Source organism: Nocardia farcinica, assembly GCF_029867845.1.
GTDB lineage: Bacteria > Actinomycetota > Actinomycetes > Mycobacteriales > Mycobacteriaceae > Nocardia > Nocardia farcinica_A.
The window spans coordinates 1-12,060 of the sequence record NZ_JARWRU010000548.1 but is presented as its reverse complement, the minus strand read 5'-3'; the positions used below and the strand labels follow the sequence as shown (position 1 = coordinate 12,060).

11 protein-coding genes and 2 pseudogenes are annotated in these 12,060 nt (G+C 69.9%); 11 read left to right on the top strand and 2 right to left on the bottom strand.

Features of this window, described 5'->3' with window-relative positions:
• The 9 genes and pseudogenes from QH283_RS11920 to QH283_RS11880 all read left to right on the top strand — a co-directional run.
• Nucleotides 1-508, top strand: a pseudogene (locus QH283_RS11920) (MFS transporter); the annotation flags it as partial.
• Entirely contained in the window at nt 505-1,635 is a 1,131-nt protein-coding gene (locus QH283_RS11915) for a DUF3419 family protein (RefSeq protein ID WP_280503068.1), read from the top strand. The pseudogene QH283_RS11920 and the gene QH283_RS11915, both read left to right, overlap by 4 nt.
• Nucleotides 1,636-1,650: 15 nt before the next feature.
• Entirely contained in the window at nt 1,651-3,225 is a 1,575-nt protein-coding gene (mtnA, locus tag QH283_RS11910) for an S-methyl-5-thioribose-1-phosphate isomerase (protein WP_280503067.1), read from the top strand.
• A gap of 253 nt (nt 3,226-3,478) precedes the next feature.
• Nucleotides 3,479-3,796, top strand: a complete 318-nt coding sequence (locus QH283_RS11905; protein ID WP_280503066.1) for a hypothetical protein — start codon at nt 3,479-3,481, stop codon at nt 3,794-3,796.
• Nucleotides 3,797-3,825: 29 nt separating this feature from the next.
• Nucleotides 3,826-4,266 (top strand): hypothetical protein, encoded by a 441-nt coding sequence (locus tag QH283_RS11900; protein ID WP_280503065.1) that lies wholly within the window; start codon nt 3,826-3,828, stop codon nt 4,264-4,266.
• A 43-nt stretch (nt 4,267-4,309) separates the two neighbouring features.
• On the top strand, nt 4,310-5,251 hold the full coding sequence (locus tag QH283_RS11895; RefSeq protein WP_280503064.1) for an SGNH/GDSL hydrolase family protein: 942 nt from the start codon (nt 4,310-4,312) through the stop codon (nt 5,249-5,251).
• Nucleotides 5,248-6,573 carry an acyltransferase family protein gene (locus tag QH283_RS11890; protein ID WP_280503063.1) on the top strand — a complete coding sequence of 442 codons (1,326 nt, stop codon included), beginning with the start codon at nt 5,248-5,250 and terminating at the stop codon, nt 6,571-6,573. The genes QH283_RS11895 and QH283_RS11890 overlap by 4 nt, the downstream gene beginning before the upstream one ends.
• A gap of 103 nt (nt 6,574-6,676) precedes the next feature.
• Nucleotides 6,677-7,543, top strand: coding sequence for an alpha/beta fold hydrolase (locus QH283_RS11885; RefSeq protein WP_280503062.1), 867 nt, complete (start codon nt 6,677-6,679; stop codon nt 7,541-7,543).
• Nucleotides 7,530-8,132, top strand: coding sequence for a TetR/AcrR family transcriptional regulator (locus QH283_RS11880; RefSeq protein ID WP_280503061.1), 603 nt, complete (start codon nt 7,530-7,532; stop codon nt 8,130-8,132). Before QH283_RS11885 ends, QH283_RS11880 begins: the two co-directional genes overlap by 14 nt.
• 19 nt (nt 8,133-8,151) lie before the next feature.
• Here the strand turns inward: QH283_RS11880 and QH283_RS11875 are convergent, their stop codons facing one another.
• Nucleotides 8,152-9,237, bottom strand: a complete 1,086-nt coding sequence (locus QH283_RS11875) for an NAD(P)H-dependent amine dehydrogenase family protein (RefSeq protein WP_280503060.1) — start codon at nt 9,235-9,237, stop codon at nt 8,152-8,154.
• A pseudogene (locus QH283_RS11870) lies at nt 9,227-10,268 on the bottom strand (Rieske 2Fe-2S domain-containing protein). Before QH283_RS11870 ends, QH283_RS11875 begins: the two are co-directional and overlap by 11 nt.
• Nucleotides 10,269-10,427: 159 nt before the next feature.
• Between QH283_RS11870 and QH283_RS11865 the strand changes: the two are divergent.
• Both QH283_RS11865 and recO read left to right on the top strand, forming a co-directional pair.
• A complete protein-coding gene (locus QH283_RS11865) occupies nt 10,428-11,063 on the top strand; it encodes a TetR/AcrR family transcriptional regulator (RefSeq protein WP_280503059.1) in 636 nt (211 codons plus the stop codon).
• A gap of 66 nt (nt 11,064-11,129) precedes the next feature.
• Nucleotides 11,130-11,900, top strand: coding sequence for a DNA repair protein RecO (gene recO, locus QH283_RS11860; RefSeq protein WP_280503058.1), 771 nt, complete (start codon nt 11,130-11,132; stop codon nt 11,898-11,900).
• Nucleotides 11,901-12,060 lie beyond the last annotated feature (160 nt).

Sequence of the window (12,060 nt, the reverse complement as noted above, 5' to 3'; positions counted from 1 at the left end):
CACCGCGCCGCATTTGGGGGTGAGCGGCCGCGGCATGGGTGGGGGGGCGGGGCCGGCCACCGTGGCTATATTGGCCGTGGGGCCGGCCGACACGGCTGGAATCGGCTCGGCCATGAACGACGCGACCCGCCTGTTCGGCGGCACGCTCGGCATCGCCGTGGTCGGCAGCGTGCACCACTCGCTCTACCTCGCCGAACTTCCCGACACGATCGCCGGTGTTCCCGCCGATCTGCTCGACCGCAGTGGTGACTCGGTCGGCTCGGCCCTCGCGGTCGCCGGACGGCTCGCCGAGAGCGGCGCTCAGGCGGTGGCCGACACGCTGGCCGGCAGCGCAGAGAACGCCTTCCTGCACGGATTCCAGATCGCCTGCCTCGTCGTCACCGCCGTGTGTGCCCTCGCGGCGGTTCTCGCCGGCCTGCTGTTGCCCACCCGGCCGCCGGAGCCGGAGCCGGACCAGCCCGCCGCCACCCCGGACTCGCGTCACACCTCCGAAGGGATGTCGTCATGACCGCCGCACCCGCCACCCTCGCCACCCCACCGGTGACCGACCGCTGGCTGCTCTACAGCACCTGTGACGAGGACTCCCGCTCGGAACTCCGCGCGCTGACCGTCGCCGAAGGCGACGACGTCCTGGCGATCACCGGAAGCGGATGCCGGGCACTGAGCCTGGTCGTGGCGAATCCACGATCGGTGGTCTCGGTGGACAGCTCCGCCGGACAGACCTACCTGCTCGAGCTCAAACTGGCCGCCATCCGGCACTTCTCGTACGACACCCTGCTGGAATTCCTCGGCGTCGACCCCAGCCGAGACCGATGGCGGCTGTTCGAGGAACTGACACCGGCACTGTCTCCCGGCGCGGTCGCCTACTTCACGCGCTACCACAAAGCGATTCGCGGCGGTGTGCTGCGCGCGGGCAGACACGAACAGCTCTACGTCCGGGTGGTGGCGCCGATGATGCGTGTGCTCTACCGATCCGCCATGCGCGATCTGTTCGCCGCCACCGACATCGAGCAGCAGCGCCGGGTCTACCGGGAGCAGATCGACGGGGTGCTGTGGCGCACCCTGATCCGGCGGGGGTTCACCGAGCGCACCCTGAAGGCCGTGCTCAACGACGACAGCTACAACGTGGTCACCGATGTGGGGTCCTGCGGCGACTACGTGCTCGAGCGACTCGAACACACTCTCACCGAGCACCTGGTACGGGACAACGACTGGGTCACCTTCATGCTGCGCGGCCGCTATGCGGATCGAAACGTGCTGCCGCACTATCTCCTGCGCGACAGCGTCGCCGCCATCAAGTCCGCCGACACGAGGATCCGACCGGTGCGTGCCGACTTGATGGAGTACCTGCGCGGGCTGCCGGACACCTCGATCGACAAGTTCTCGATGTCGGATGTGACCAGCTGCATCGATCGGGATCAGTTCGCGACGATGATGACGGAACTGGTTCGTGTGGCACGTCCCGGCGCACGGATCTGCTACCGCAATTTCTTGAGCAGGCATCGTCCCGACGCCACGTTCGACTCCGTCCTGCGGCGCGACGACGAGCTGTGTGACCGGCTCTACCACGACGATTACGCGTTCGTCTACCAGTTCGAGATCTTCACGGTCGGCGCCTCCGACGCCGCGGTGTGAGAAACGGATATCGCGATGCGACGTTCGGTGGATTGGGTCGACGGCGCGGTGTGCGTCGTCGACCAGCGCGCACTGCCGCAGCAGTACCGGATCACGCGGTTGAACAGTGTCGACGAGGTCGTCGAAGCCATCAGCACGCTCACGGTGCGCGGCGCTCCCGCCATCGGCGCCGCGGGTGCGCTCGCGGTGGCGTTGTCGGCCCTGCGCCATGGTGACGATCTCGCGGCCGTGCGCGCGGACGCGGACAGAATCGCCGCGGCACGGCCCACCGCGGTGAACCTGGCATGGGCGGTGCGGCGGGTGCTCGCGCGAGTGTCCGAGGGAGCCGCCGCGGTGCTGGCGGAAGCGCGCGCGCTCCTCGACGAGGACGAGATGGTGGGACGCCGGATGTCGGCCAGGGCGGCCGACGAGGTGTCGGCGCTGTGCGGGCGGTCCCGGCTGCGGATTCTCACGCATTGCAATACGGGCCGGTTCGCCACGGTGGGCTGGGGCACCGCGCTCGGGACGATCAAGGAGCTCGCCGATCGTCACGCTCTGGAGTCGGTGCTCGCGGGCGAGACCAGGCCGCTGCTGCAGGGCTCTCGGCTCACCGCGTGGGAACTCGCGGAGGCGGGGATCACGCACCGGATCTGCGTGGACTCCGCCGGCCCGGCGGCGGTCGCGGCGGGGGAGATCGACTGCGTGCTCGTCGGCGCCGACCGCATCACCGCACGAGGTGATGTCGCGAACAAGATCGGCACCTATCCGCTGGCTCTGGCCGCGGCCAGAGCGGGCATCCCGTTCGTGGTGGTCGCACCCGAGTCGAGCATCGACGAGTCGCTCGACCACCCCGGCGAGATCGTGATCGAGCAGCGGAGCGCGCGGGAGGTGACAGCTTTCCACGGCGTGCCCGTGGCGCCCGAGGGGACCGCTGTGTTCAATCCCGCGTTCGATGTCACACCGCGCGATCTCGTGACGGCGGTCGTCACCGAGACCCGCACCCTCAGACCCGCCCTCGGGCACGGGGTGCCCGCCGTCGCGGCCGAGTTGTACAGCCGTGGCTGGCTTGACGGCACCGCGGGCAACCTGTCGGTGCGCCTGGGCGCCGATCGCGCGCTGATCACCGGGAGTGGGCTGAGCAAGGGCTCGCTCACCGCGGGCGATCTGGTCGACATCGAGCTGTCGACCGGTGCGGCCGTCGGGACGAACACGGGCACGCCCTCGGCGGAGTCGGCGATCCACGCGGCGTTGTATCGCCATCTCCCGGACTGTGGTGCGGTGGTCCACGCGCATCCGCCCTCGGCGACGGCCGCGACGACCGTCCTCGCCGAGCGGGGGGTGGTGCGCTTCGACGATTTCGAGATGGCCAAGGGGCTCGACCCCAGCGCGCGCATGCCGCTCACCGTCCCGGTGCTGGCCAATCACCGCGATGTCGCGCGCATCGCGGCCGAGCTTTCGGCCCGCCTCTCCACGGATACGCCGCCCGCGGTGCTGATCGACCGGCACGGCGCGACGACCTGGGGACCGGATCTGGAGACGGCCCGCAACCGCATGGAGTGTTTGGAAATGCTGTGTCAGCTGCAGCTTCGGACGGGAGTAGGACTGCCATGACACTCGTACAGGTGATGCCTCAGGACGACCGGCAACAGGTGCTGCTGAGGACGACGGACCGCGACGAGATCGCGGAAGTGCTCGCCCCGTACGGCATCCGGCTCGAGCAGTGGCCGCTGCGCGAGCTGCCCGCGGAGGCGACCAAGGAGCAACTGCTCGCGGCCTACGAAGACGAGGTGGCCGCGGTGTGTGCCCGAGGGGGATACCGGCTGGTCGACGTGGTGCGGATGACGCCGCAGCCGCAGGACCCGCAGTGGCGGGGCGGGCCGGCGCCGAGCCCGCCGGCCGGGGGTTTCTCGACGCCAAGCGGCACGCCGAGGACGAGGTTCGGTTCTTCGCCGAGGGCAGTGGCTGCTTCTACCTGCACCTCGACGACAAGGTCTATGCCCTGGTGTGCGAGGCGGGCGATCTGATCTCGGTGCCCGCGGGCACCACCCACTGGTTCGACATGGGATCGGTTCCGCACTTCTGTGCCATCCGGTTCTTCCGAGGTGAGGACGGGTGGATCGGTGACTTCACCGGAAGCCCGATCTCATCGACCATGCCCACTCTCGACGAGCTCGTCGGCTGATGGCCGTCTGCCCCCGAAGAGGAAACACGATGGACGCAACCACGATGGACGCAACCACGATGGAGAAAGACTGCCGGTACCTCGGCCGATTCGCGCTGGCCGCGGTCGTGACGGGATTGGCGCTCGTGGTCGGCGGCTGTGCCGGCGACGAGGAGGGCCAGGAATCGCCGCCCGCCACCACCCAGCCCGCCTCGCCGTCCGCACCTGCCGAGACCCCTGGTCCGTCCGAGGAGACCACGAGTGCGGTTGTGCCCGAGCCCGAGCCCGAGCCTCAGCCCGAGCCCCAGCCCCAGCCCCAGCCCGAGTCACCCGCGCCCGCACCGCAACCCGCGCCCGCGACCCAGCAGGCGCCCGCCCCCCAGCCCGCGCCCGCGACCGGGCAGGCGCCGGCGCCGCAGCCCGCCCCGGAGCCGCAGCAGCAGGCGCCGACGCTGCCGGATCCCGGTTTCGAGCCGCGGCCCGGCTACTGAGCTGTGCTCCGGCCGACAGGGCCAACCGACCGACAGGACTGATATGTGGATCTCTTCTCGTCTTCGCGCGACCGCCGCGACGCTCGCGGTGGCGGCGGCCACCGTCTGCGCCGCCGCGCCGCCGGTCGCCGCCGCGCCCGATTCCGCTTCGCAGGGCAAAGCCGTTGTGGTGCTCGGTGATTCGTTCTCCGCCAACGGCGACATCGCCGCGGCGCTGGAGAACGCCACCCCGGGGGCGAAGGTCGACTGCTCCCACAGTCCGACATCGTGGCCCACCCAGCTCGCGCAGAGGCTCGACCTGTGGGGCACCGACGATTTCGCCGATCTCTCCTGTCGCGGGGCCTCCCTGGTGAGCGGACCCGGCCTGACGCTGGTGCATCAGGCGCGCAATGCCGACGCGCAGGGCGCGTTCGGGCCCGACACGCGGGCGGTGCTCATCCAGTCCGGGCTCAACGACGCCTGGGGCGCCAACACCGTCAAACTCCGTCAGACGCTGTTGAACTGTGTGCTCGACGTGATCCGCGGATGCGGACCCGAGGCCGCCGAACAGGGCAGGGCCACCGACTTCCGCGGTGTCGACGGCGCACTGTACGCGCAGAAGATCCGGCCGGTCGTGGACTATGTGCGCTACTACGCACCGGCCGCGCGCATCATCCTGGTCGGCTACCCGGAGATGAACGCGCCGGGCCAGCGCCACTGGTGCGTGGACGTGCTCGGCATCGGCACGATCGTGCAGCACGACGCGGGCGCGGCGATCGCCCTGTGGGATCGGATGGACGCCGCGCAGCGCGCCGCCGCGGCGGCGCTCGGTGTGGAGTTCTTCGACTCCAGAGCGGCGACCGCCGGACACGGGCTGTGCTCGCCGGAGCCCTGGCTGGCGGGAATACTCGACCCGCGCAGCGAGCTCATGGGCACGCCGGTGCACCCGACGCCACGTGGTGACGCGGCCGTGGCGGCCGGTCTCCTGGCACTGATCACGCGGTGACCGTGAGACCCGTCGACACCGGGGAGCGGGGCAGGTCGAGCGCCGCGCCCTCGACCGGACCGGAGCCCGCCGCGCCGCAGGCCCCCGACGCCTCCGTGCCGCGGCGGCTCCCGCTACCCGCGCTCACGGGGGCGCGGTGGTGGGCGGCATTCGCGGTGTTCGTGCTGCACGCCCTGGTCTTCCTGCCGGTCTACCCGTTCCAGAAGTCGGAGTTGTTCCGGGCGATCCATCAGGTGCTGCCGATGCAACTCGGCGCCGCCGGCGTGACCTTCTTCTTCGTGCTCTCCGGTTTCATCATCTACTGGTCGTTCCGGCCCGGTAGTTCGATCGGTGGCTTCTACCGGCGACGCGCGCTGAAGATCTATCCCACCCACCTCCTCGCCGCTGCCGCGTTCGTCGTGGTGGCGAGCGTGCCGTTGCACCGGCTGGTGGTGTGGTTGCCCAACCTGCTGCTGGTGCACACCTGGGTGCCGAAATGGACGACCGTCGGCGGGCTCAACGTGCCGTCCTGGTCGCTGGGGGCGGAGGTGCTCTTCTATCTCAGCTTTCCGTTGCTGCTGCCCCTGGTGCGGCGGATACCCGGGCGGCGGTTGTGGACGGCCCTGGCGCTGCTGTTCGTCGTGATCGTGCTGCTGCACACCGCGTTCTACCTGTGGGTGGACGGACCGAAGGGGATCGCCAACACCTTCGCGCCACGCCTGGTGCCGGGAGATGTCTCCCCGTTCTACGAGTTGCACGCCTCGCCGGCATGGTTCGCGCAGCCGGACATCCCGGTCTCCCCGTCCTACTGGCTCAGTTACACCTTTCCCGCCTCCCGGCTGCCCGAGTTCTTCCTGGGAGTGCTCGCCGCCCGGCTGGTCGCGGAGGGCCGCTGGCGCAACACCGGCATGACCGTCCCGCTGCTCGCGCTGACGGCCGCCTACTTCGCCACCTTCGTCGTCCCGGTGAACTACAAGATGTCGGTGCTGCTGGTCCTGCCGATGACGGCCGTGGTGGCCACGCTCGCGGCCCGGGACCTGGCGGGCATCCGCGGGCTCAACGCCGCACCCGCGATGGTCTGGCTCGGCAAGATCTCCTACGCGTTCTACCTCATCCAGTTCCCGGTGATGGTGTTGATCACCCGGATGTTCATCGGTGGCGGGCAGTACGGGTTCTTCGGCTGGTTCGGCTGGGCGATGCTGAGTCTGGTCGTGTCGATCCTCGCCGCAGCCCTTTTGTTCCATACGGTGGACGAACCACTCATGCGCCGATTCGCCGCGAAACCCCGATCCACCAACAGCGCCGATCTGCTGAAGGACGCTGATTCACCAAGGCGCACTTGATGATTCGGTTATAGAACACAAGGTCGCGATCCTGGACATCCGTGCCGGGGTGTGTGACCATCAACCAGCTTAGCCATGGTGATCCACAGAGGGGATGGGCTCGATGACGCACAGCGGGACGCTCGGCCGACAGCGGGAGATCGACGTGCCCGGTGGGCGGATCAGGTATCACGACACCGGCGAGGGCTCGCCGGTGGTCTTCGTACACGGGTTGCTGGTCAACGCGAACCTCTGGCGCGAGATCGTCCCGGCGGTCGCCGCCGCGGGCCACCGATGCCTGAGCCCGGACTGGCCGCTCGGCGCGCACTCCGTCCCGGTGCCAGAGGCGGATCTGTCGCCCACCGGACTCGCCGACATGATCGCCGCCTTCCTCGAGCGGCTCGATCTCACCGATGTCACGCTGGTGGCGAACGACACCGGCGGCGCGATCACCCAGGTGCTGCTGGCGCGGAACCGAGCCAGGATCGCCCGCGTGCTGCTGGCCTCGGTGGACTGTTACGAGCGATTCCTGCCGCCACCGTTCAAATTCCTCACCCCGATCGCCCGGATACCGGGATCGTTGCGTCCGGCGACCGAACTGTTGCGCATCCGGGCGCTGCACCCGCTGCCGATCGCTCTCGGCTGGGTGGTCAAACACCCGGTGCCACCGGAGATCGTCGACTCCTATCTGGTGCCGAGCCGGGAGTCGGGAGCGATTCGCCACGACCTGCGCCGCTTCCTCGCGGGCGCGCACAACAGCTACACCCTCGCCGCGGCCCGTTCCTTCCCGGACATCGACATTCCGGTGCGGGTGGTGTGGGCGAGGGAGGACAAGCTCTTCCCGGTGCGCCTGGCCGAGCGGCTCGCCGCGGACTTCCCGAATGCCACGCTGCACTTCGTGGACGATTCCTACACCGCGATTCCCGAGGATCGACCCGCGGCGCTGACCGAACTCGTTCTCGATTTCACCCGCCGGCATGCGGCGACGTAGCCAACTCGATCGGACTCGCGACACGAGAACTCGTCTGGAGCAGGCCGCACGGCGGTTGTTCGCCGAGCACGGCTTCGCGGCCGTGTCCCCGGACGAGATCGTTGCCGAGGCCGGCGTGACCCGCGGCGCGCTGCAGTATCACTACGGCGACAAACGCGGACTCTTCGTGGCGGTTCTCGATCAGCTCGAACGCGAGAACAGCGCCGAGCTCGCCGCCGCCATGGCCGCTGTTCCGCCGTCCGACGACCCGATGGCGGGCCTGCGTGAAGGGTTCGACACGTTCCTGCGCATCTGCCGACGGCCCGAGATGGTGCAGATCGCGCTGTCCGACGCGCCCGGTGTGCTCGGCTGGGACGCGTGGCGCGAATTCGAACTCCGGTACGGTCTCGGGCTGCTGGTCGAGCAGTTCGAAGCGGCCGAGGAGTCCGGCCTGCTGCTGGGCGCTCCGGTGCGGATGCTCGCTCAGGTGGTGCTCAGCGCCGTCGTCGAGGCGGGAATGATCGTGGCCTACGCCGACGACCCCGAGACGGCGCACGCCCAAGGGCTGGACACCCTCGTGCTGCTCGTCGGTGGTCTGCTGCGGCCGTGATCGGCGCGACAGCGAGCGGTCAGAGCTTGAACCGCCCCGCGAAGGCGCGCAACGGCAGGTCGGCGCTGGTGACGATGCCGGGCGGGGCGGCAACGACCGACCGGATGGCGTTCAGGGCGGGCAGACCGGTGACGGTCATGCCGATGGAGGCGAAACTCGCCGGGTCGGACAGGTCGACGCCCTTGCGCGGGAAGATCATGTGCTTGCTGTAGATGTTCGGGTCACCGGTGATCTGGGTGATGTAGCAGCCCTGGATCTTCCACGACGGGTCGGTGTGCGGGGTCATCTGCCACTCCAGGTGCGTCTCCACCCGCGCCACGCCGTCCACCATGCCCCGGTACCTGATGTAGCTGCCGCCGAGCGAGCCCGCGGGCAGCTGGTACCAGCCCAGGTCCACATCGCGGGTGCAGGCGCCGAGCTCGTAGTCGAAGGTCACCTCGTCCAGTGTCAGGCCGAAGGCGTCGGCCATCAGGTACACCGAGTCGGCGAACACCGCGGTGAAGGTGTGCAGTGACTCGGGGATGCTCGGATCGTCCACCGGGCGGCCGTAGCCGACGGCCTTCCAGGTGTCGACCGAGTGATGGCAGGAGACGTCCACCGATTCGGTGACGGTGACGTTCTCGATGTCGGCCACATCGGTGGTGTGCACGATGCCGAGGATCTGGGTGAGGCCGGGATTCATGCCGGTGCCGTAGAAGGTCGAGCCGCCACGCTCGCAGGCCTCCCGGATGAGTTCGCCGACCTTGCGGCCGGAGGGGTGCGGGTGGTTGGCGTCGCGGTGGTGGCCGGTGATCCAGTCGGCGGTGGTGACCACGTCGATGCCCGCCTCGAGCACCTTCAGGTAGAGGTCCTCGTCGGGGAACACGCCGTGGAAGGTGAGCACGTCGGGGCGCGCGGCGATGATCTCCTCGACGGTGCCGGTGGCGATCACCCCGATCGGTCCGATGCCGACGATCTCACCGGCGTCGCGGCCGATCTTGTCCGGCGAATAGCAGTGCAGGCCGACCAGTTCCAGATCCGGGTGCGCGCCGATGCGCCCGATCATCTCGGTGCCGAGGTTGCCGGTCGCCACCTGGAAGACACGAATCCTGTTGTCACTGCTCATGATGGGCGCTCTCGATCGTCGTCGCGGAAGAGGTGGGGAGGGTGGACTCGGCCGGATAGAACTGCTTGGCCCAGGCGCGCAGGGCGCGGAAGCCCTGATACTCCTTGCGCGACAGCGCCGGTGGGTCGCTGTAGCGCTGGTGGGACCAGATGTGCACGTCGGCCTCGAACTGCTCGATGATGAAACCGGCCATGGTGGTGCCGTACCGGGTGATCTGCCGGTCGTCCTCGCCCGGCTTGCGGCCGATCCACACGGTGAACCGCACGTCGCAGGTGGAGTCGTCGACCGGCGTCACCGCGGGCATGGTGCGGTTGTCGACCATGCCCCAGCTCTTGGTGATCGAGCAGCCCAGGCCGGCGTTGATCGACTCCACCCCGCTGGCCACCTGGTCCTCGGCGGCGACACCGGCGTCGAAGGCCACGGTGAAATCGACGTAGGAGACCGGGCCGGAGAAGTCGTGGCGGGTGAACTCCGGCACGAACGGCGTCTTGTGCACGTAGGTGAAGTGCGCGAAGTCCACGCCGTTCTCCAGCACGTACTGCGGGTGCAGTTCCAGGCCCTGCCGGTAAAGAGTCGCGGCGGGGAACGGCGGGTAGTAGTCGGCGGCGGTGCGGTCGTCGCCGAAGGCGGTGAAGATGTCCGGGACCTCGAAAAAAGGGCGGGCGGCCGTCGCGGTCGAACCAGATCCACACCGCCTCGTTGCGCTCGACCACCGGATAGCTGCGGATGCGTCGGCCCCGGTTCGGGTGGTCCTCGTAGGGGATGCAGACATTGCGACCCTCGCGGTTCCACTGCCAGCCGTGGAAGGGGCACACCAGGTTCTCGCCCTCGACGTGTCCGCCGTAGCCGAGATGAGCGCCCAGGTGCTCGCAGTAGGCGTCGAACACCGATACCCGGCCGGAGGTCGAGCGCCAGGCCACCATCTCGCGGCCGAAGTAGTGCATGGTGCGGACCGTGCCGACCGGGATCTCCGCGCACCAGGCCACCTGGAACCACCCGGTCGGCTGCATCGGCAGCGGGGGTTTCGCCATCTCGATCCTCCCGGCGTTCGGCGACTGGCGGGCGCAGCGCCGTCGCGCTATCCGAAGGAGAGCCGGAGCTGGCGAAAACGAGAGTAGAACCGTCTACGAAAGAATACAAGAGGGTTATTTGAAACCGAACTGGTCTGTCCGCGAGTACACTTCGGCACCGTGACCGAGGTAGCGGCAGGCGGGCGACGCGCGAACAAGCGCGGTCTGGCGTCCAGGGAGAGCATGCTCGAGGCGGCGATCACCTCCCTGGCCACCGGCGATCCCGCGGCGGTGTCGGGCAACCGCATCGCCCGCGACATCGGCGCGACCTGGGGGGTGATCAAGTACCAGTTCGGCGACATCGACGGCCTCTGGGCGGCGGTGCTGCGCCACACCGCCGACAAGCGCGGCGACCTGCCCGCGGTCTTCGCCGCGGAGGGCGCCCTGCCCGAGCGGGTCGCCGCCCTCGTCCGCGGCATGGCCGCCGGCCTGCGCAGGCCCGAATCGCTGGCCATCGAGACCCTGCGCGCCGCCCTGCCACGCGAACACGCCGAACTCGAACGCGAATTCCCCCGCACCGCCGCCGTGCTGGCGTCGTGGAAACCGCACTGGGACACCGCCTGCGCCCGCGCCTTCGCCGATCTCGACCTCGACCCGGTGAAGATGCGCCGGGTGGCCGCGCTGCTGCCCGCCGCCCTGCGCGGCATCACCTCCGAACGCACCCTCGGCACCTACGGCAATCTCGACGACGCGCTGGAGGGGCTGATCGGAGCGATCACGGCCTACCTGGAACCGGACACCCGGTCCGCCTCCTGACGCGATCCGATCGGCCCGGTCGGTGTCGTCGATCGACTCGTCACCGGGGCGTGCGAGGATGGGCCCGTGCGTGTGTATCGGGACGAGGCGGTGGTCGTGCGCCAGCACAAGCTGGGCGAGGCGGACCGCATCGTCACGCTGTTGACACGCAGGCACGGCCTGGTCAGGGCGGTCGCCAAGGGGGTGCGCCGGACCAAGTCGCGCTTCGGCGCCCGGCTGGAGCCGTTCTCCTACATCGACGTGCAACTGCATCCCGGCCGTACCCTCGACACCGTCACCCAGGTGCACACCCTGGAGGCCTTCGCCGCCGACATCATCGACGACTACGGCCGCTACACCACCGCCTGCGCCGTCCTGGAGACCGCCGAACGGCTCGCGGGCGAAGAACGTGCCCCCGCCCCCAAGCTGCACGCCCTCACCGCGAGCGCCCTGCGCGCCATCGCGGCCAAGCAGCGCCCGCACGAACTGATCCTGGACGCCTACCTGCTGCGCGCCATGCGTTTCTCCGGCTGGGCGCCCGCCCTCGACGAGTGCGCCAAGTGCGCCGCGCCCGGCCCGCACCGCGCCTTCCACGTCGGCGCGGGCGGCACGGTCTGCGTGCACTGCCGCCCCGCGGGCGCGGCCACCCCCGCCCCCGGCGTCATCGACCACCTCATCGCCCTGGACCGGGGCGAATGGGAGGGCGCCGAGCAGCTCGCCGAGTCGATCCGCAAGCAGGCGAGCGGACTGGTCGCCGCGCATCTCCAGTGGCATCTGGAACGACAGCTGCGCACGCTGCCGCTGGTCGAGCGCGGCTCCCAGGCCCCGCGCCCGGCGCCCGCGGGTCACTCCGCCTGACTGCCGAGCCCCGCTCCCGGCGGCGCCGGGTCGCCCTCGGTGCGCGCCCGCGCGCGGGTCGCGCCCCCGGAGGGCCGCGCCGGGCCCCGCGGGCCCCACCGGGCGGGAGGGAGCCGGGGTACGCCGGCGGGGATCCGCCCCCCCCCCCCGCCCCCGGCCC